Origin of the sequence: Streptomyces sp. NPDC053750 (assembly GCF_044544295.1) — a bacterium.
Taxonomy (GTDB): domain Bacteria; phylum Actinomycetota; class Actinomycetes; order Streptomycetales; family Streptomycetaceae; genus Streptomyces.
On record NZ_JBITXB010000002.1, the window covers coordinates 197,172 to 217,108 of the forward strand.

A 19,937-nucleotide genomic window follows, 5' to 3' on the forward strand; every position below is an offset into this window, starting at 1 on the left:
GGTGGGGCGTACGGCGCTCCGCCACGCGCTGTCAGTCGGTGACCGCATAGGCCACCTCGTACCCGGCTTCGGTGATGGCCGCGCGGACCAGGGCGTCGCGGGCCTGGCGCATCGTCAGGTAAGTCAGCATCTGGTCAGCATGAGTCCGCACGCATTCCGGGACAGGGGTTCGGGTCGGTGGCTGGTCGGCCATGGTGCGACAGTCCGGATCGGACGGAAGCGCAGGCGAGGAGCCTTCTTACCCGAGTGGGGTCGATGTTCTCCTGAATCTCGAGTGCGACGAGTGCCGGTGTACAGTGAAGGACGCCCCTGACCTGCAGAAAGCTGGCGGGGAGCCGTCTTCTAGGAGTCCAAAGTGCTGCGTACTCTGTTCAAGTCCAAGATCCACCGTGCCACCGTCACCCAGGCCGACCTGCACTACGTCGGCTCCGTGACCATCGACGCCGACCTGCTGGACGCTGCCGACCTGTTGCCCGGTGAGCTCGTGCACATCGTGGACATCACCAACGGCGCCCGGCTGGAGACGTACGTCATCGAGGGCGAGCGGGGGTCCGGAGTCGTCGGGATCAACGGGGCCGCCGCTCATCTCGTCCACCCCGGCGACCTGGTGATCATCATCAGCTATGCACAGGTCACCGACGCCGAGGCGCGGTCGCTGCGGCCCCGGGTCGTGCATGTGGACGGCGACAACCGTATCGTCGCCCTGGGCGGCGACCCGTCCGAGCCGGTGCCGGGCTCGGACCAGGAACGCAGCCCGCAGGCCGTGTCGGCCTGACGTACTGACCTGCTGATCCGTGGGGACGAGGAGCGTGGCCGTGAGCGACATCGAGATCCGTGACGACCGGACGGCAGGCCGGCTGGAGGCGATCGGTGCCGGCGAGGTCGTCGGTCGTATCGAGTACTTCGTGCTGGACACCCCCGAGCGTGCCCTCGTCCCCGTGCACACCATCGTCGAGCCCGCCCACGAGGGCAAGGGCATCGCGGGCTCGCTGGCGCGTGAGCTGTACGCCGTCGCGCGGCGCGAGGGCGTCGTCGTCGCCCCGCTGTGCCCGTACGTCGTCAAGTGGGCCGAGCGTCATCCGGACGAGGCGCCCGCGGCCGGTCCCGAGCTGCTGCGTGCGGCGAAGGAGTGGCTCGTGGCGCATCCCGAGCGGTTCTGACGACGAAGAGACGACGAAGAGACGACGAAGAGGGAAGGGGCGCGCGTGCTCGCGCTGTTGCACACCTCGCCCGTCCACGTCCCGGTCTTCGACGCCCTGCGCGACGAGGCGCACCCCGGTCTGGAGTTGCGGCACCACGTCGACGCCGGGCTGCTGGAGCGGGCGCGGCTCGAGGGGCCGGAGGCGGTGACGGACCAGGTCCGGGAGGTGTTGCGACAGGCCGTCGCCGACGGGGCGCGGGCCGTGCTGTGCACCTGCTCGACCATCGGCGGTGTCGCCGAGGCGGCCTCCGACGGGGTCGGGGTGCCGGTGTTGCGGGTCGACCGGCCGATGGCCGCCGCCGCGGTGGCCGCCGGACCGCGCGTCGTCGTCCTCGCCGCCCTGGAGAGCACGCTCGCGCCGACGGCGGCACTGATCGGCGAGGAGGCCCGGCGCGCCGGACGCCCCGTGGAGGTACGGACCCGCCTCGTCGACGGAGCCTGGCCGCGGTTCGAGGCCGGCGACACGGAGGGCTATCTGCGGCTGGTGGCCGCCGCGGCACGTGCCGTCAGTGATGCCGACGCGATCGTTCTCGCCCAGGCCTCCATGGCGCCGGCCCGGGAGCTGGCCGACGGCCCCGTCCCCGTGCTGGCCAGCCCCGCGCCGGGACTGGCCGCCGGGGCGGACGCAGCGCGCCTCGGGTAGCGGCTCGGTCGGCGGGCGGGTGTCGTTGCGCCGCCCGGCGGGTGCCGTTCGTCCTCCCGGCTGGTGTCCCGCCAGGCCCGGCGTGTGCCGCTCGTTCCGAGGGCTCCGCTCGCTCCGCTCGCTCCGGCGGCTCCGGCGGCTCCGGCGGCTCCGGGGGCTCCGGGGACTACGAGAGTTCCGGAGGCTCGGTGGCCCCGGCGGCTGCGAGGGCTCCGACGGCTCGGTGGCTGTGACGGCTCGGCGGCTCCGGCGGGGCCACCCGGTCCCCGCGCCTTCCTCACCCACCCGGACCCCGCAGTTCATGCTCGGGGGTGACTGGAGACGCGGCCGTCGGGTAGGCGGGGGACAAGTCCAGAGCCGATGTCGACCGACTGGCCGGAGGACACCGCCATGACGAACCCGTATCCGGATCCCGTACCGCCCGGGCCCACCCCGGGACCCACCCCCGGCCCGGACCCGGAGCCCCCTCAGCCGCACCCGGACCCGGTCCCGCCGCCGGCGCCGCCTCCCGGTCCGGGCCCCACACCGCCACCTCCGCCCCCGGGCCCCGGTCCGGAACCCACACCGCAGCCACCGGGCCCCGGCCCGATCCCGGCACCACCCCCGCACCCGGGTCCTCCCGAGCCCTCCCCGTCGCCGATCCCGCCGGGGCCGGAGCCGGTACCCAACCCGGAACCGGGGCCGCCGCTCACCTGAGCTACGCGGTGACCTCCGACCGGTCCCCGCCCCACAGCGTGTGGAACGCCCCGTCCCGGTCGGTCCGCCGGTACGTGTGCGCCCCGAAGAAGTCCCGCTGCCCCTGCGTCAGCGCGGCCGGCAGCCGCTCGGCGCGCAGGGCGTCGTAGTAGGCGAGGGCCGCGGCGAAGCCGGGCGTCGGTACGCCCTGCCGGGTCGCGGCGACCAGGACCTCGCGCCAGTCGTCCTGGGCGTCGGCGATCTCCTGCGCGAACGTCTCGTCCGACAGCAGACTCGGCAGATCGGCCCGGGCGTCGTACGCGGCACGAATGCGGTCGAGGAAGGCGGCGCGGATGATGCAGCCGCCGCGCCAGATCGAGGAGACCGCACCCAGGTCGATGTCCCAGCCGTACTCCTCGCTGCCCGCCGCGATCTCGTGGAAGCCCTGCGTGTACGAGACGATCTTCGACGCGTACAGCGCCTGCTCCACCCGGTCGGCGAAGGCGCCCGCATCCGCCTCGCCCAGCGGTGACGCCTTGGGCCCCGCCAGCCCGCGCGAGGCGTCCCGCAGCGCCGCGTGTCCGGACAGGGAACGGGCGAAGACGGCCTCCGCGATGCCGGACACCGGCACGCCCAGGTCCAGCGCGATCTGCACCGTCCAGCGGCCCGTGCCCTTCTGTTCCGCCTGGTCGACCACCACGTCCACGAACGGCTTGTCCGTCGCCCCGTCCACGTGCGACAGCACCTCCGCCGTGATCTCGATCAGGTACGAGTCCAGGCGGCCGGTGTTCCAGGTGCGGAAGATGTCCGCGATCTGCGCGGGGGAGTACCCGGCGACATCGCGCAGCAGCTGGTACGCCTCGCCGATCAGCTGCATGTCGGCGTACTCGATGCCGTTGTGCACCATCTTCACGAAATGACCGGCGCCGTCGGGGCCGACATGGGTCACACACGGTGCGCCGTCCGCCGCCTTCGCGGCGATCTTCTCCAGCATCGGGCCGAGCGAGTCGTACGACTCCTTCGAGCCGCCCGGCATGATGCTCGGGCCGTGCAAAGCGCCCTCCTCGCCGCCGGAGATGCCGGTACCCACGAAGTGGATGCCCTGCTCGCGCAGTTCGCGCTCCCGGCGTCGGGTGTCCGCGAAGTGGGCGTTGCCCCCGTCGATGATCATGTCGCCGGGCTCCAGCAGCGGGGCGAACTCCTGGATCACCGCGTCGGTGGGGTCACCGGCCTTGACCATGATCACCAGTCGCCGCGGCCGTTCCAGCGCCGCCACGAACTCCTTGGCGGTCTCGGTCGCGACGAAGTCGCCCTCGCTCCCGAACTCCTCCACCAGCGCGTGCGTTCGCGACGCGGTCCGGTTGTGCACCGCGACCGTGTAGCCGTTCCGGGCGAAGTTGCGGGCGAGGTTGCGGCCCATGACCGCGAGACCCGTGACGCCGATCTGCGCTGCAGTGCTCATTGGGTTGGCTCCTAGTGACCTTGGTGTCGGTGGTGCCCTGTGCCGGTGAGTGCCGGTGCTGCTGCCCGCCAGTATTGCCGCTCGACCATCGTGACGTGCTGGTACGCCGGTCGCATGTCCTGACCCGGCGCACCCCCATACGCACGGAAGGGGCTCGGCGCCTCAGCGTGCGGTCGCGGGCTTCCGGCCAACGGGCGGACGGTATGCGCCACTTGGGGTGACCAACCGACCGATAGCCGTCTTGTCATGGCCTGTTCGCAGCGCTTACTTTTGCCCCTCCTGACGCAATGTCGAGGGGGATTTCATGGCCGTACGCGGCCGGCACCGCCGGTATCAGCCGAACAGGATCAACCGCGCCTCACTCACCGTCACCGCGGGGGGCGCCGGACTGGCCCTCCCGCTCGTCGGCACCGGCACCGCCCAGGCGGCCGACGTGGAGACCTGGGACAAGGTCGCCGCCTGCGAGTCCACGAACGACTGGGACATCAACACCGGCAACGGCTACTACGGCGGGTTGCAGTTCACCCGGTCGACCTGGGAGGCGTTCGGCGGCACCGAGTACGCGCCGCGTGCGGACCTGGCCACCAAGGACCAGCAGATCGCCGTCGCGGAGAAGGTGCTCGACGAGCAGGGTCCGGGCGCCTGGCCCGTGTGTTCCGAACGGGCCGGACTGACCCGGGGCGGCGCCGCCCCCGACGTACATCCGGCAGGGGGCGCGGAGAAGACGGCTGGGGGGAAGACCCGGAAGTCCGCCGACAAGCCGTCCGCGAAGTCCGACAGGTCGACCGCGAAGTCCGGCAGGGCGTCCGGCTCGGTGCAGGACGTCCAGCCCCAGACCACGCCGCAGTCCCGGGCCGGGCAGGCCCGGATGTACACGGTGGTCACCGGTGACACCCTGTCCGGCATCGCCGACAGCCAGCAGGTGCGGGGCGGCTGGCAGGGGCTGTACGACGCCAACCGCACCCGGATCGGAGCGGACCCCGACCTGATCCTGCCGGGCCAGCGGCTGTCACTGCGCGGCGAGACCGCCGACGCGAGCCCCCGCGCCGGGACGAAGCAGTCCGGGAAGGCCAGGACGGCGACGCCGAAGAAGCCGTCTCCGGACCGCGACAGGAGCAAGGCCAAGACCGACGACGCCGGCAAGGACGACAAGGCCACGACCGGCAAGACCAAGTCCGGCAAGGCCACGACCGGCAAGACCAAGGCCGACAAGACCACCAAGACCGCCAAGACGCAGAAGGCCACGACAGGCCAGGCCGTCACCGCCCCCGTCGACGCCCCCACCGGCACGCCGTACCACCAGGCGGGCTCCTCCTGGTCGAAGGGCTACCACACCGGCGTCGACTTCCCCGTCCCCACCGGCACCTCGGTCAAGTCGGTCGCGGCGGGCCGGGTCGTCAGCGCCGGCTGGGGCGACTCGTACGGGTACGAGGTGGTGGTCCGGCACGACGACGGCCGCTACTCCCAGTACGCGCACCTCTCGGCGATCTCCGTGAAGGACGGCCAGTCGGTGAGCGCCGGACAGCGCATCGGCCGCTCGGGTTCCACCGGAAACAGTACGGGCCCGCATCTGCACTTCGAGGTGCGGACGGGGCCCGGTTTCGGCTCGGACGTCGACCCGCTGGCGTATCTGCGGGCCGGCGGGGTCAGGATCTGATCCGCACCCGGTGCCGGTCGAGCAGGGGCGGTGCGGCGAACGGGCCGCCGAAGAGCGGATCGTAGGGCAGCGTGGCGCAGGGGAGCGCCCCCGTCACGCACCCCACCGGTGTACAGGCCTCGTACCTCTCGTCGACCCCGTCCTCGGCGGGTACGGTGCCCAGGGCAGCAGGGGGCGAGCCGACCGGTGAGACGGACGGCGAGGCGGACGCCGGGGACGGCACGAAGACCTTGCCGGACGGCTGGGGCGTCCGCGGCTCGACCGCCTCGGCGGACTCCCGTGCGATCCGCTCCGTCGTCAGCAGGATCAGCCCGCCCGCGGCCACCACGCCGCAGCCCAGGGCGAGGACGGTGCCGGTCGTGCCGTAGCGGAAGGATTCGCCGAACATCGTGATGCCGACCACGGCGGCCACCACCGGGTTCACCACCGTCAGCGTGGCCAGCGGGGCGGCGAGACCGGCGCCCCGGTAGGAGGCCTGGGACAGCAGCATGCCGGCCGTGGCCAGTACGCCGATCACGGCGAGGGAGGGCACGTCGGCGGCCGACACACCGCCGGCCCAGTCGACCGCGACCGTCTTCGTGAACACCGAGGACATGCCGAAGGCGATGCCGGAGGCGGTCGCCAGCAGGATGCTGCGCACCGCCGGGTGCCGGTGCGCGGCCCGGCCGGCGATCATCAGCGCCACGACCACACCACCCGTGACGGCGGCCGCCCCGACCCGCTGCGCCGTGTCCAGCGACTGCGCGTCGGACGCGCCGACCAGGGACAGCAGACCCGCGAGACCGACCGTCGCCATCAGCGCGCCCCGCCAGGCCGTCGCACCGGCCCTGCGGCCCACGAACAGCGCCGCCATGGGCAGCGCGAACACGATGGTCAGCGCGCCCAGCGGCTGCACCAGGCTCAGCGGGCCGAGGGCGAGGGCCACGACGTGCAGCAGGCCACCGAGACCGTTGAGCCCGACCGCCGCCCACCAGCCCGGCCGGCGCAGCGGAGCGTACTGAGCACCCGGGGAGGACGCCGCCACCTGTTCCTGCACGATCGCCCCGCCGGCGTACGCCACGGCGGAGACGAGCGAGAGGAGCACGGACAACGCGAGGGCGCTCATCGGCTGCTCCTCTGCGTGAGGCGGGGGCCCTCGGGCCGACGCGGCGAACGGTCGTCTTCCATGAAGAACACGATGCCGTCCCGGGGGCTTCCCGTCGTCGTCCCTGAGCACTCATTGGGTCCTACTACCGATGGAGTACGACGGCGGCGCCGTCCTCCCCAGGGTGGGCTACTTCGGTACTCGACCCCCGACCCGCGGCCCCTAGGGGACTTGATACTACTGCTCTCCGTGGACCTCGACCGTGCCCTCGCCGCCCTCCGCCCGCTCGGCGGCTTCTTCGTCCTGCACGCGTCGCAGCCCCCGCCCCGACCGCTGCCCACCCTCGCACACGTGCACGCCGCCGGACACCGGGACGCGGGGCACGAGGCCGGGGCACCGGATGTTCACGAGGACCCCCTCGCCTTCCGCGTCCGGAAGGTCGGCGCCGCCCTCCGCACCCCCGAGACCCGTGTCGCCGCCTCCGTGGCCCACCAGGGACTCGCGGCCCGCCTCTGGTCGGTGACGCTCGGCTGCGCCGTCCTGTACGGCCGCGTCCCCGACCTCGCACCGCGCCTGCTGCACTGGGACCCCGACGCCGGTGCTCCCGACGACCTGTGGCTCACCGAGGTGCATCCCCTGCCCGCGGACGCGCCCACGATCGCCGACGTCGTGCTCCGCGCCCATCTCACCCCGCTGACGGCGACGCTCCACGCCCGGCACCGCGTCGCAACCGGGCTGCTGTGGGGCAACGCGGCCTCCGCGCTGGCCGGTGCCGGCCGGCAACTGGAGGGCTGGGCCCACGGACACGGTCGTACGGACACCGCCGCCCGTGCGCGATCCCTCACCGCGGAGCTGCTCGACCACCCCCTCCTCGCCGGAACCGGCACGGTCACAACACCCGCGCCCGCACCCGGATCCGCAACCGGCACCGCCTTCCGCCGCCGCAGCTGCTGCCTGTACTACCGGGCGCCCGGCGCGGGCGTCTGCGGCGACTGCTGCTTCACCCGGCCGCCTCGGTCTCCGCGCACCCCGTGGACTCCTCCCTCTCCGCGCCCCCCGCGCTCTTCCCCGGGCGCCCCGTCTAGGTGACCATGAAAGGACCAGCCGCCGAGCACGGGAGGTTCCGGGTGCGTGTGGGACTGCTGACCCGCGAGTACCCGCCGGACGTGTACGGCGGCGCGGGCGTCCACGTCGAGTTCCTCGCCCGGGAACTCGCCCGCCTCGTCGACCTCGACGTGCACTGCTGGGGCGAGGGCCGCGCGGACGGCGTACTGCGCCACCGCCCCTGGCCCGCGCTCGACGGCGCCAACGACGCGCTGCGCACCCTCTCCGTCGACCTCGCCATGACCGCCGCCCTCGAAGGCCGCGAACTGGTCCACTCGCACACCTGGTACGCCAATCTCGGCGGCCACCTCGCCAAGCTGCTCCACGGCATCCCGCACGTCGTGACCGCCCACTCCCTGGAGCCGCTGCGCCCCTGGAAGGCCGAGCAGCTCGGCGGCGGCTACGCCCTCTCCGGCTGGGCCGAGCGAACCGCCGTCGAGGCCGCCGACGCGGTGATCGCCGTGTCCGGCGCGATGCGGGAGGACATCCTCACCTGCTACCCGGCGCTGGACGCCGCCAGGGTGCACGTCGTGCACAACGGCATCGACACCACGCTCTACCGCCCCGACCCCGGCACCGACGCCCTCGACCGCATCGGCCTGGACCGCTCCCGGCCGTACGTCCTGTTCGTCGGCCGCATCACCCGCCAGAAGGGCGTGCCCCACCTGCTGCGCGCGGTGCGGGACATCGACCCGGCCGCGCAGGTCGTGCTGTGCGCCGGCGCCCCGGACACCCCCGAGATCGACCAGGAGTTCCGCGACCTCTTCGCCGAGCTGAGCCGCGTCCGCGCGGGCGTGCACTGGATCCCGAGCATGCTGCCGCGCCCGGAGGTGATCCAGTTGCTGACCCACGCCGCCGTCTTCGTCTGCCCCTCCGTGTACGAGCCCCTCGGCATCGTCAACCTGGAGGCGATGGCCTGCGGTACGCCCGTCGTCGCCTCCCGGGTCGGCGGCATCCCGGAGGTCGTGGCGGACGGCGAAACGGGGGTACTCGTCCCCAGGAACGCCAGCGGGACCGACCACGGGGTCCACGGCGGCCACGAGGATCACGAGGACCGCGATTTCGAGGCGGGCCTCACCCGGGCGCTGGACGCGGTCCTCGGCGACCCGGAGGCCGCCCGGCGGATGGGCGAGGCGGGCCGGGAGCGCGCGATGGACGAGTTCGGGTGGGACGCGGTGGCCCGCCGTACGGTCCGGCTCTACGAGGAGATCCTCAAACAGGCTTAGACCGTCCCGCCCAGGGGCGGCCGAGGGTGAACGAGGGTGAGGGGAGCGGCCATGCGTCGTGGAGGTCCTTCGGTGCTCGGCATCGTGCTGGCGGGCGGAGAGGGCAAGCGCCTGATGCCCCTGACCGCGGACCGCGCCAAACCCGCGGTCACGTTCGGCGGCACCTACCGGCTCGTCGATTTCGTACTGTCCAACCTGGTCAACGGCGACATCCTGCGGATCTGCGTCCTCACCCAGTACAAGTCGCACTCGTTGGACCGGCACATCACCACCACCTGGCGGATGTCCAGCCTGCTCGGCAACTACGTCACCCCCGTCCCCGCCCAGCAGCGGCTCGGTCCCCGCTGGTACCTCGGCAGCGCCGACGCGATCCTGCAGTCCCTGAACCTGGTGCACGACGAGCAGCCCGAGTACGTCGCGGTGTTCGGCGCCGACCACGTGTACCGCATGGACCCGCGCCAGATGCTCACCCAGCACATCGAGTCCGGCGCGGGCGTGACCGTGGCCGGGATACGCGTGCCGCGCGCCGAGTCGTCGTCGTTCGGTGTGATCACCCCGGGGTCCGACGGCCAGACCGTCAGCGGGTTCCTGGAGAAGCCCGCCGACCCGCCAGGACTGGCCGACGACCCCGGGTGCGTCTTCGCCTCGATGGGCAACTACCTCTTCACCACCAAGTCCCTCGTGGAGGCCCTGCACCGGGACGCCGAGGACCGGAACTCGGTGCACGACATGGGCGGCTCGATCCTGCCCCAGCTCACCGACCGGGGCGAGGCCGCGCTGTACGACTTCAGCGCCAACCACGTGCCGGGGGAGACCAGCCGGGACCAGGGCTACTGGCGGGACGTCGGCACCCTCGACGCCTACTACGACGCCCACATGGACCTCATCGCAGAGCGCCCCGCGTTCAACCTGTACAACCGGGACTGGCCCGTCTACACCCACTCCACCCAGCTGTCCCCGGCCCGTTTCAACGCCGGCGGCATGGCCAGTGAGTCGATCATCAGCGCGGGCTGCCTGATCCGCGGGCAGGTCACGCGGTCCGTGCTCTCGCCGGGGGTGGTGGTGGACCCGGGCGCGGTCGTCCAGGGCTCGGTGCTGCACGACAACGTGCACATCGGCCGGGGCGCGGTCGTGCGCGGGGCGGTGCTGGACAAGAACGTCGACGTGCCGCCGGGCGCGACGATCGGCGTCAACCCGGAGCGGGACGCCGAGTTGTACACCGTCTCCAAGGGCGGCGTGATCGCGCTGGGCAAGGGGCAGCGGGTGCCGTGACGGACGGGTGGCGGTCCCGGGACGCGCGGTGCGCCCGGGGCCGTTGTCATGTCCCTGGACGCCAAGCGGAATCCGTGTTGTCATGCCTCTGCACCGCTGCGTTACATCGATGTATGACATCGATGTCCTGAGCAACCAGAGCCACCACCCGTTCTCGAGGAGAGGGTCAGTGCGCACCAAACGACTCAGAGACCGACTGGCATTACTGCTCGCCGCCGCACTCGGCGTCGCCGGACTCGCCGCCGTGCCGAACGCGAGCGCGGCCGACGACGACGGCGCGGAGATCCACGGCCTGAAGGGCGAGTACTACACCCAGTCCGCCCCCGGCGCCTTCGACTTCCACGAACTGAAGGCCACCGGCTTCGATCCGCAGCTCGACTTCAACACCCTGGAGCCGCGGCTGAACTTCGCCACCGGACAGTCCGACGACGTCAGCGTCCGCTGGACCGGCAAGCTGGTGCCGGAGAAGACCGGCGCCCACACCTTCTCGATCATCGGCGACAACGGCTTCCGCCTCTGGATCGACGGCCGGCTCGCCATCGACCACTGGGTCGACGACTGGGACCGCGAACAGACCGCCCAGCCCATCGAGCTGACGGCCGGCCAGTCCTACGACATCAAGCTCGAGTACTTCGAGCACTACGGGGGCTCCAACCTCCACCTGCGCTGGACCGAGCCGGGCGGCAGCAAGGAGCCCGTCCCGCAGTCGGCGTTCCGCCTGCCCGACGGCTTCGACTACGACGGCGCGACGGCGACCACCGTGGAGGCCACCGGCCGCACCCTCAGGCTGGACTTCGCGAACCCGCTCGCCGCGGCCCCCGCCGGCCTCACCGACCACCTCGAAGCGGTGATCGGCGGCGCCGAATGGCCGCTGGGCGAGGCCACGGTCGACCCCGCCGACCCCACCGCCCTCCTCGTCGCCCTCGACGAACCCGTCGTCGGCAACAAGAACGGCGACGCCCCCGGCACCGCCGACGTCCGCTACGACGGTGAAGGCGGCCTCACCGACGCCGAGGGCAACGTTGTCAACCCCTTCTGGAGCAGCGGCGGCAACAAGTCCACCTACGAGCTCAGCACCCCGTGGGCCGACGAGGTGGGCCCGGACAACGCCCTCCCGGAGTACCCGCGCCCGCAGTTGACGCGCGACGACTGGCAGAACCTCAACGGTCGCTGGCAGTTCGCCGCCGCCGAGGCCGGCGAGCAGCCGCCGGTCGGCAAGAACCTGAAGGAGCGCATCCTCGTCCCGTACCCGGTGGAGTCCCAGCTCTCCGGCATCCAGCGGCACGAGGACCGCATGTGGTACCGCCGCACCTTCACCGTGCCCCGCGACTGGCACATCGGCTCCGGACAGCGCCTCAAGCTCAACTTCGGCGCCGTCGACTGGCAGTCCGAGGTGTACGTCAACGGCACCAAGGTCGCCGAACACAAGGGCGGTTACGACAGGTTCAGCGCCGACATCACCGACGCGCTGAAGCCGGGCCGCACCCAGGAGCTGATCGTCGGCGTCTACGACCCGACCGACGCGGCGAACGGTGAGAACCCGCCGATCGGCAAGCAGCGCCTGGACCCGAGCGGCATCTGGTACACGCCCAGCTCCGGCATCTGGCAGACCGTCTGGATGGAGCCGGTCGCCCGGGACCACGTCGACTCCCTCAAGCTGACCCCGGACGTCGATGCGAGCGCGCTGACCGTCGAGCCGAAGGGCGTGCGCGACGGCGTACGGATCAGCGCGACGGCCTACGCCGGTGACCGCAAGGTCGCCTCGGTGAGCGGACGCACCGGGCAGCCGCTGACCCTGAGGATCCACAACCCGCGCCTGTGGTCGCCCGACGACCCCTTCCTGTACGACCTCAGGGTCACCGTCGGACACGACCGCGTCGAGAGCTACTTCGGGATGCGTTCCATCGCCGTCGAGAAGGTCGACGGCGTGCCGCGCACGGTCCTCAACGGCGAACCGGTCTTCCTGATGGCCACCCTCGACCAGGGCTTCTGGCCGGACGGTCTGCACACCGCGCCCACCGACGAGGCCCTCGCCCACGACCTGAAGCTGCACAAGCAGCTCGGCTTCAACTCCGTGCGCAAGCACATCAAGGTCGAGCCCGACCGCTGGTTCTACTGGGCCGACAGGCTGGGCCTGCTGGTGTGGCAGGACATGCCCGCGATGACCGCCGGGAAGAACCCGAGCGCCGCCGCCCGCGCCGAGTACGAGCGGGAGATGAAGGAGATGATCGACGAGCACATCAGCAGCCCGTCGATCATCATGTGGGTCACCTTCAACGAGGGCTGGGGCCAGTACGACATCAAGCGCGTCGCCGAACAGGCCCAGGCCTGGGACCCGACCCGCCTCGTCAACAACCAGTCGGGCCTGAACCTCGGGGCCGACGGCGGCGCCGGCGACATCATGGACGAGCACGGCTACCCGAGCCCCGCCCTGCCGCCCGCCCCGGACGGCGAACGCGCCCTGGTCACGGGCGAGTACGGCGGGCTCGGCCTCGCGGTGCCCGGACACGCCTGGTCCGTGCAGCAGTCGTACGTCGACGTCGACCCCCAGACGTACACGGACGACTACCTCACCAAGCTCGACGAGGTGCGCGCGCTGGTCTGCCGGGGCAGCAACGGCGCCGTCTACACCCAGATCTCGGACGTCGAGGGCGAGCTGAACGGCCTGACGACCTACGACCGCAAGGTCCTCAAGCCGGACGTCGAGCGGGTGAAGGCCGCCCACGAGGCCCTGATCCGCGACGCGTCCCTGCCCACCCCGGCGGGGTGCCCGGCCGCCTGAGCACCCGGGTGACGCGGCGGTCCTGCTCCATCCGGTCGTAAGGACCCACGGTCGGCCCGCAGCCGTCCGGGTGGGGCAGCCCGGCGCCGTCGGCGCCGCCGCCGCCGACATCACCACAGGTGCCCCATGAGTCCCGCCCCTTTCGCAGGGGCGGGACTTTAATCTGCTGTTAACTGTCCGTAGCTTGATCGTACTTGACCGTAATCGTCGGAGGGCGATTGACTGCTTGTCCACCCGTCGTCCTTGCGAGGCAAGCCGTTGACTTCCGATCCGCTCGCTCCCCTCGACCTGGCGTTCTGGAACATCGAGTCCGCCGAGCACCCCATGCACCTCGCCGCGCTCGGGGTCTTCTCGGCGCGCTCGCCCACCGCGGGCGCCCACGCCGCTGACCTGCTGGCGGCCCGTGCCCCCGCGGTGCCGGGACTGCGGATGCGGATCCGCGACGTCTGGCAGCCACCGTTCGACCTGCGGCGGCCGTTCGCGTTCGGCGGCGCGACCCGCGAGCCCGATCCCCACTTCGACCCGCTCGACCACGTCCGGCTGCACGCCCCGACGACGGACTTCCACGCCCGCGCGGGCCGGCTCATGGAACGCCCGCTGGAGCGCGGCCGGCCGCCGTGGGAGGCGCACGTGCTGCCGGGCGCCGAGGGCGACTCCTTCGCCGTGCTGTTCAAGTTCCACCACGCGCTGGCCGACGGCCTGCGGGCGCTGACCCTCGCCGCGGGCGTCCTCGACCCGATGGACCTGCCCGCACCCCGGCCCCGCCCCGAGGTGCCGCGGCGCGGGCTCGTCCCGGACGTGCGCGGACTGCCGGCCAGGCTGCGCGGAGCCCTGTCCGACGCGGGCCGGGCCCTCGACATCGGCGCCGCCGCGGCCCTGTCCACCCTCGACGTACGCTCCTCCGCCGCGCTCACCGCCGCGTCCTCCGGTACCCGCCGCACCGCGGGCGTGGCCGTCGACCTCGACGACGTCCACCGCGTGCGCAAGTCGGTCGGCGGCACCGTCAACGACGTCCTGATCGCGGTCGTCGCCGGCGCCCTGCGCCACTGGCTGGACGAGCGCGGCGACGGCAGCGAGGGCGTCGCACCCCGCGCGCTGATCCCCGTCTCCAAGCGCCGACCGCGCACCGCCCACCCACAGGGCAACCGGCTCTCCGGCTACCTGATACGGCTTCCGGTCGGCGACCCCGACCCGCTCTCCCGCCTCGGCACGGTCCGCGCCGCCATGGACCGCAACAAGGACGCCGGGCCCGGCCGCGGCGCCGGTGCCGTCGCCCTGCTCGCCGACCACGTGCCGGCCCTCGGCCACCGGCTCGGCGGTCCGCTGGTCGGTCAGGCCGCCCGGCTCTGGTTCGACATCCTGGTCACCAGCGTGCCCCTGCCCAGCCTCGGCCTGCGGCTCGGCGGCCACCCGCTCACCGAGGTCTACCCGCTGGCGCCGCTGGCCCGCGGCCACTCCCTGGCGGTGGCCGTCTCGACCTACCGCGGGCAGGTCCACTACGGCCTGGTCGCCGACGCGGAGGCGGTGCCGGACCTCGACCGGTTCGCCCAGGCCCTGTCCGAGGAGGTGGAGACATTGCTCACCGCCTGCGGTCCCTGACCCCGTCGGGTTTGGCGACCCGGCCCGCCGCTGAAGTAAAATCCGCTGTTCGAAAGCGGTCGCGTCCCGGAGCGCCGCGCGGGTGAATTAGGGAACGGCAGCGGCGATGACGGTGACACAGGACGGCTCGGCGACCACGGACGAGGTGACCGCCTCCGCGTTCGGCCCCGGCATCGACCCGGAGCGGCTCGCGGTCTGCCTCGGCGTGCTCGAGGAGCTCGACGAGCTGGACGTCGACCACCCCGACGCGATCGCGGTCCGCCGGGCCACCTCGCACATCTACCGCATGGTCAAGCAGCGCCGCCGCCAGGAGCGCCGGGCCGCCAAGACCGCCCACGACAAGGCGGTCACCGAGGCCACCGCCACCGGGTCCGCCGAGCGCATCGACGACGAGACCGAGGGCATCCTGCCCTCCTCCCGCACGGAGGAGGGCACGATCGCGGGGATACTCCAGCGCCCCCGCTCCTGCTACGTCTGCAAGCAGCGGTACGTCGAGGTCGACTACTTCTACCACCAGCTCTGCCAGGACTGCGCCGCCGAGAACCGGGCCCGCCGCGACGCCCGCGCCGACCTCACCGGCAAGCGGGCGCTGCTGACCGGCGGCCGGGCCAAGATCGGCATGTACATCGCGCTCAGGCTGCTGCGCGACGGCGCCCACACCACGATCACCACTCGCTTCCCCAAGGACGCCATCCGCCGCTTCAAGGCCATGGACGACTCCGCCGAGTGGATCCACCGCCTGGAGGTCGTCGGCATCGACCTGCGCGACCCGGCCCAGGCCGTGGCCCTCGCCGACCAGGTCACCGAGCAGGGCCCGCTGGACATCCTGATCAACAACGCCACCCAGACCGTACGCCGACTGCCCTCCGCGTACGCCGCGCTCGTCGAGGGCGAGAGCGCCCCGCTGCCGGCCGGCGAACTGCCCGCCCACCACGTCATCGGCGCCTTCAACTCCGGCGCGGTCGACGGCCTCGCCGCGCTGCCCGTCGGCACCTCGGGGCTCGACGCGCAGAAGGTGGCGGACCTCGCCCTGGTCGCCGGCAACGCCAGTGTGGTCCGCCACCGCGAGGGCACCGCGATCGATGCGGGCGGCCTGGTCCCCGACGTCGTCGACACCAACACCTGGGTCCAGACCATCGAGCAGATCTCCCCGGTCGAGCTGCTCGAGACCCAGCTGTGCAACTACACCTCGCCCTTCATCCTCATCAGCAAGCTGCGCCCGGCGATGGCTCAGGCCGCGCGCCGGGCCGCCTCGGGGCGGGCCTACGTCGTCAACGTCTCGGCGATGGAGGGCGTGTTCGCCCGCGGCTACAAGGGCGCGGGCCACCCGAACACCAACGCGGCCAAGGCCGCGATGAACATGGTGACGCGGACCAGTGCCCAGGAGATGTTCGACACCGACCGCATCCTGATGACCTCCGTCGACACCGGCTGGATCACCGACGAGCGTCCCCACTACGACAAGCTGCGCCTGGCCGAGGCCGGCTTCCACGCCCCGCTCGACCTGGTCGACGGCGCCGCCCGCGTCTACGACCCGGTCGTGCGCGGCGAGGCGGGCGAGGACCTGTACGGCGTCTTCCTCAAGGACTACGCGCCCGGCAAGTGGTGACGGGGACACCGGGCGGGCGGCGGTAGTCACGAGGCACGCACGACCGGCGCACCGGGGCCCACCGCGCCCGGAGCGTCTCAGTCGACGGCGCCCAGCCGTGAGTTACGCGCCGCCGTCAGCTCCAGTACCGTGCGCCAGTCCTCCAGGACCCCCGCGTCGAAGTCCGTCGTGCGGGCCTCGTCGTACGCCTGTCGCAGGCTGAGCAGGTCGTTGTCGAAGGCCCGTGCCTCCGGGTCGGCGTGGTGGCGCACCAGGTGGGCGACGCGCGCGCCGAGCAGGGGCCGCACCACCGCGCCGGTGCGGCCCGCCGGGTCGCCGGGCCACAGGAGCCGGCCCACGGGCGAGACGAGTCCGGCCACCTGGAGCTCCTTGTCGGCCGGGCGGCGCCGGCGCAGCAGCGCCGCGGTCCGCAGCGCGTGCCCGTGCGGATCGACGGGCCCGTCGCCGCGCCCCGCGGCCGGTCCCGCGTTCGGCCGCGCGCCCCGGCAGGCGTACAGCAGGTCCATCAGCTCCTCGACGCTGCGCAGTTCCATGCCTCGGTCCTCCCACGAGACAGCCGTTGTGACGGGCAGCAGACCATGGCCGGCTTGCGTCGCGGCCAACGGCAACTTAACTGCGCAACCCATTGCCGCCGTTATTCGAAGGTGTGCTCGAACGTGTGGGCCGAACGGGTGGTCGGCCGCGATGCGAAACCCGGCATACCTGCGCAGACTGGGATTAATTGTGCACGGAGTGAAGGGCAATGGTTACCCCATGTTTTGAGCCCCATAGAGCGCACCCCCGCTCATTTGGTTAATCTGGAGCGGACGGACGACAGCACAGGGCACTACCCGCACCCAAGGTCCGTCATGGGACAAGCCGGTTCACAACGGCCTGCTCTCGCACGAGTTGCCGGCGCCACCGCGTCCGAACTGCATTCGACTCACACCCGAGCGGGCGCCGGGTGCCGGACAGGAGACTGGCCGACAGGCCCCGAGGGTGACCCGACACATAAGGAGTGCGCGGTGACACCGGAGACGACGACGAACCCCGAACAACGGCCCAGGGAACGCGCCGAGCGTACGCGGCGCCGACCCGGAGAGATCGGCAGCCTCGACGTGTGGGCCCGGTCCGCTCCCATCCGCCTCGCGGGCTACGAGGACGACCTCGCCGAGCCCCACATCCTGCCCAGCGTGGACTGACCCGCCGGGCCGCCCCCTCCCGTCCGCCGGACGCATGGGCGTGCGAGACTCACGCCCATGCTGATCAGGGAAGCGACGGCCGACGACTGGCCGCAGATCTGGCCCTTCTGGCACCGCATCGTCGCCGCCGGCGAGACCTACGCCTGGGACCCGGACACCTCCGAGGAAGACGCGCGGGCCCTGTGGATGAACCCCGCCAAGCGGGTCTACGTCGTCCAGGACGACACCGGGGCCGTCGTCGCCTCCGCGTACGTCACCCCCAACTACGGTGGTCCCGCCGCCGGTATCGCCAACGCCGGCTTCATGGTCGACCCGGAGCGGGCGGGCCGCGGCACCGGCCGGGCGCTCGCCGAGCACGTGCTGGCCGCCGCCAGGGCCGACGGATACCGGGGCATGGTCTTCAACGCCGTCGTCGAGACCAACCCGGCGGTGAAGCTCTGGACCTCCCTCGGCTTCACCGTCCTGGGCACCGTGCCCGACGCCTACGAGCACCCGCGGCACGGGCGGGTGGGCCTGCACATCATGTACCGCGCGCTTTAGGGGTGTTGCTCACGCCGGCGGAGGCGCCGTCCGCCGCCACGGGCGCAGCGCCTCGATCCGCTCCGCCAGCTCCAGCAGCGCCGCCTCCGACCCCGGGCGCCCGACGAGTTGTACGGCACTGGGGGCGCCCGAGGGCAGCGTGCCGAACGGCACCGCCATCGCGGGCCAGCCGGTGAGGTTCCACGGCGGGGTGAAGGGCGAGTACGCCGAGTTGGCCGCCACGTTGCGCAGCCAGCCGCGCTCGTGCCAGGGCCCCGCCTCGGGGGAGCGGCGGGCCAGCGCCGGGGTGAGCAGGACGTCGTACTCCGTGAAGAACGGCTCCAGGCGCCGGCGCAGCCGCTCCCGGCCCGTGCCGGCGGCCACCGTGCGCACGAACGGCCGCCCGAGGGCCGCGTGCACCCGGGTGCGCCTGGCCAGCCGCCGCCGGTCCAGGTCCCGTGCGTCCACGTGCGTACCGGCCGTCCAGTGGGTCAGGGCGGTCAGGCTCAGCGACGCCGGGTAGGGCGGGTCGGCCCGCCGCACCTGGTGCCCCGCCTTCATCAGCACCCCGGCCGCCTCGCGGACGGCGTTCGCGTAGGGGCGGGACACGGGGACACCGGCCAGGGGACTGCGCAGGGAGACGGCGACGCGGAGCGCGCCGAGGCTGCGCCGACGCCGCGGCACCCCGGCAGCGAGAACGGCCGTGCGGCCGCCCGCGAGGCCGCCGGCGAGATCGGCGGTGCGGTCGCCCGGGAGGCCGCCCGTGCGACCGCCAGTAGGTCCGCCGGAGAGGACGCCGGTGCGGTCGCCCGTGTGATCGGTCGTGCGGCCGCCCGCGAGGCCGCCCGGGAGTTCGGTGGTGCGGTCGCCCGCGAGGCCGCCGGCGAGATCGGCGGTGCGGTCGCCCGGGAGGCCGCCCGTGCGACCGCCAGTAGGTCCGCCGGAGAGGACGCCGGCGCGGTCGCCCGTGTGATCGGTCGTACGGTCGCCCGCGAGGCCGCCCGGGAGTTCGGTGGTGCGGTCGCCGGGGAGGCCGCCCGTGCGACCGCCAGTAGGTCCGCCGGAGAGGACGCCGGTGCGGTCGTCCGTGAGGTTCGCCGTGCGGTCGCCCGGGAGGCCGCCGGCGCGACCGCCCGTGGGGTCGCCCGCCAGGACCGCGAGCATCAGGCGGGCGTCGGCGACCGTCGTGGCCAGGGGGCCGTTCTCCGACATGCCGAACCAGTCGCCCTCGCCGATGCCCGCCGGGACCACGCCGTGGCCCGGCTTGACGGTGACCACACCGCAGTTGGCCGCCGGTATGCGCAGCGAGCCCATGCCGTCGTTGCCCAGCGCGATCGGCACCAGGCCGGCGGCGACCGCGGCGGCGCTGCCCCCCGACGAACCGCCCGCCGTCCGGGCCGGGTCCCACGGATTGCGGGCGGTGCCGTGCACGCCCTCGGTGGTGCCGAACACGCACAGCTCGGGCACGTTCGTCAGCCCCACCACCACCGCGCCGGCCGCCCGCAGCCGGGCCACGGTGACGTGGTCCGCGTCGGCGGGCGTGTCCGGCGTCGCGTCGGAGCCGCACCGGACGGACTCGCCGCGCACCGCGAGATTGTCCTTGACCGCCACCGGCACGCCCGCCAGTGGCAGTTCGGCCAGATCACCCCGGGCGCCCACCTCGTCGGCCTCGGCGAGCGCCGCCTCGGCCCGCACCGTCCGGAAGGCGCCGACGCGGCCGTCGAGCCGCTCTATCAGGGCGAGATGCTCTGCCACCACCTCGCGGGGCGTGGCCCGCTTCTCGCGTACGGCGGCGGCGATCTCGGTGGCGGTCCGGCCGGCCCAGTCGGTCACGGAGAACTCCTCGGGATGCGCGAGACGGGATTACTGGCGAGTACGTAGGGGGAACTGTGCCTGCCCGGACGCCCCCGCGTCGAGATGCCG

The 19,937-nt window shown here is 72.9% G+C and carries 16 protein-coding genes; 12 read left to right on the plus strand and 4 right to left on the minus strand.

Annotated elements, in window-relative coordinates:
- Positions 1-355 precede the first annotated feature (355 nt).
- From panD to ACIGO6_RS06285, 3 genes are read left to right on the plus strand one after another with little or no spacing between them, the layout of a single operon-like run.
- Positions 356-775: an aspartate 1-decarboxylase gene (gene panD, locus ACIGO6_RS06275; RefSeq protein WP_399872070.1), complete on the plus strand. Its 420-nt coding sequence runs from the start codon at positions 356-358 to the stop codon at positions 773-775.
- Positions 776-815: 40 nt separating this feature from the next.
- Positions 816-1,160 (plus strand): GNAT family N-acetyltransferase, encoded by a 345-nt coding sequence (locus ACIGO6_RS06280; RefSeq protein ID WP_399872073.1) that lies wholly within the window; start codon positions 816-818, stop codon positions 1,158-1,160.
- 45 nt (positions 1,161-1,205) lie between these two features.
- Entirely contained in the window at positions 1,206-1,844 is a 639-nt protein-coding gene (locus tag ACIGO6_RS06285; protein ID WP_399872076.1) for an aspartate/glutamate racemase family protein, read from the plus strand.
- Positions 1,845-2,541: 697 nt separating this feature from the next.
- Here ACIGO6_RS06285 and gndA read toward each other — a convergent pair.
- Entirely contained in the window at positions 2,542-3,981 is a 1,440-nt protein-coding gene (gene gndA / locus ACIGO6_RS06290) for an NADP-dependent phosphogluconate dehydrogenase (RefSeq protein WP_399872078.1), read from the minus strand.
- A gap of 304 nt (positions 3,982-4,285) precedes the next feature.
- On the opposite strand from gndA, the gene ACIGO6_RS06295 reads away from it, so the two are divergent.
- Positions 4,286-5,638, plus strand: a complete 1,353-nt coding sequence (locus tag ACIGO6_RS06295) for a transglycosylase family protein (protein WP_399872080.1) — start codon at positions 4,286-4,288, stop codon at positions 5,636-5,638.
- Here ACIGO6_RS06295 and ACIGO6_RS06300 read toward each other — a convergent pair.
- Positions 5,628-6,743: a DMT family transporter gene (locus ACIGO6_RS06300; protein ID WP_399872082.1), complete on the minus strand. Its 1,116-nt coding sequence runs from the start codon at positions 6,741-6,743 to the stop codon at positions 5,628-5,630. The genes ACIGO6_RS06295 and ACIGO6_RS06300 overlap by 11 nt on opposite strands.
- A gap of 228 nt (positions 6,744-6,971) precedes the next feature.
- On the opposite strand from ACIGO6_RS06300, the gene ACIGO6_RS06305 reads away from it, so the two are divergent.
- The 6 genes from ACIGO6_RS06305 to ACIGO6_RS06330 all read left to right on the plus strand — a co-directional run bounded on the left by ACIGO6_RS06305 (position 6,972) and on the right by ACIGO6_RS06330 (position 16,314).
- Positions 6,972-7,811 carry a (2Fe-2S)-binding protein gene (locus ACIGO6_RS06305; RefSeq protein WP_399872084.1) on the plus strand — a complete coding sequence of 280 codons (840 nt, stop codon included), beginning with the start codon at positions 6,972-6,974 and terminating at the stop codon, positions 7,809-7,811.
- A gap of 38 nt (positions 7,812-7,849) precedes the next feature.
- Complete coding sequence (gene glgA, locus ACIGO6_RS06310; RefSeq protein WP_399873579.1) at positions 7,850-9,052, plus strand: glycogen synthase; 1,203 nt, start codon at positions 7,850-7,852, stop codon at positions 9,050-9,052.
- A 51-nt stretch (positions 9,053-9,103) separates the two neighbouring features.
- Complete coding sequence (glgC, locus tag ACIGO6_RS06315) at positions 9,104-10,324, plus strand: glucose-1-phosphate adenylyltransferase (RefSeq protein ID WP_399872087.1); 1,221 nt, start codon at positions 9,104-9,106, stop codon at positions 10,322-10,324.
- A gap of 169 nt (positions 10,325-10,493) precedes the next feature.
- Positions 10,494-13,106, plus strand: coding sequence for a PA14 domain-containing protein (locus ACIGO6_RS06320; RefSeq protein WP_399872088.1), 2,613 nt, complete (start codon positions 10,494-10,496; stop codon positions 13,104-13,106).
- A 258-nt stretch (positions 13,107-13,364) separates the two neighbouring features.
- Positions 13,365-14,705, plus strand: coding sequence for a wax ester/triacylglycerol synthase family O-acyltransferase (locus ACIGO6_RS06325; protein ID WP_399872091.1), 1,341 nt, complete (start codon positions 13,365-13,367; stop codon positions 14,703-14,705).
- Between the two features lie 106 nt (positions 14,706-14,811).
- Complete coding sequence (locus ACIGO6_RS06330) at positions 14,812-16,314, plus strand: SDR family NAD(P)-dependent oxidoreductase (protein WP_399872094.1); 1,503 nt, start codon at positions 14,812-14,814, stop codon at positions 16,312-16,314.
- 77 nt (positions 16,315-16,391) lie between these two features.
- Here the strand turns inward: ACIGO6_RS06330 and ACIGO6_RS06335 are convergent, their stop codons facing one another.
- A complete protein-coding gene (locus ACIGO6_RS06335; protein ID WP_399872096.1) occupies positions 16,392-16,847 on the minus strand; it encodes a hypothetical protein in 456 nt (151 codons plus the stop codon).
- Positions 16,848-17,318: 471 nt separating this feature from the next.
- On the opposite strand from ACIGO6_RS06335, the gene ACIGO6_RS06340 reads away from it, so the two are divergent.
- Both ACIGO6_RS06340 and ACIGO6_RS06345 read left to right on the plus strand, forming a co-directional pair.
- Positions 17,319-17,495, plus strand: coding sequence for a hypothetical protein (locus tag ACIGO6_RS06340; RefSeq protein ID WP_399872099.1), 177 nt, complete (start codon positions 17,319-17,321; stop codon positions 17,493-17,495).
- 57 nt (positions 17,496-17,552) lie between these two features.
- Entirely contained in the window at positions 17,553-18,035 is a 483-nt protein-coding gene (locus ACIGO6_RS06345) for a GNAT family N-acetyltransferase (RefSeq protein ID WP_399872102.1), read from the plus strand.
- A gap of 9 nt (positions 18,036-18,044) precedes the next feature.
- Here ACIGO6_RS06345 and ACIGO6_RS06350 read toward each other — a convergent pair whose 3' ends face one another.
- The gene (locus ACIGO6_RS06350) at positions 18,045-19,847 is read right to left on the minus strand and encodes an amidase (protein ID WP_399872103.1); all 1,803 of its coding nucleotides are present in this window, start codon (positions 19,845-19,847) and stop codon (positions 18,045-18,047) included.
- Between the last annotated feature and the right edge of the window lie 90 nt (positions 19,848-19,937).

Coding starts and splice junctions, on each gene's coding strand:
- gndA (WP_399872078.1), bottom strand. CDS start 3,981: ATGAGCACTGCAGCGCAGATCGGCGTCACGGGTCTCGCGGTCATGGGC.
- ACIGO6_RS06295 (WP_399872080.1), top strand. CDS start 4,286: ATGGCCGTACGCGGCCGGCACCGCCGGTATCAGCCGAACAGGATCAAC.
- ACIGO6_RS06300 (WP_399872082.1), bottom strand. CDS start 6,743: ATGAGCGCCCTCGCGTTGTCCGTGCTCCTCTCGCTCGTCTCCGCCGTG.
- glgC (WP_399872087.1), top strand. CDS start 9,104: ATGCGTCGTGGAGGTCCTTCGGTGCTCGGCATCGTGCTGGCGGGCGGA.
- ACIGO6_RS06330 (WP_399872094.1), top strand. CDS start 14,812: ATGACGGTGACACAGGACGGCTCGGCGACCACGGACGAGGTGACCGCC.
- ACIGO6_RS06335 (WP_399872096.1), bottom strand. CDS start 16,847: ATGGAACTGCGCAGCGTCGAGGAGCTGATGGACCTGCTGTACGCCTGC.
- ACIGO6_RS06345 (WP_399872102.1), top strand. CDS start 17,553: ATGCTGATCAGGGAAGCGACGGCCGACGACTGGCCGCAGATCTGGCCC.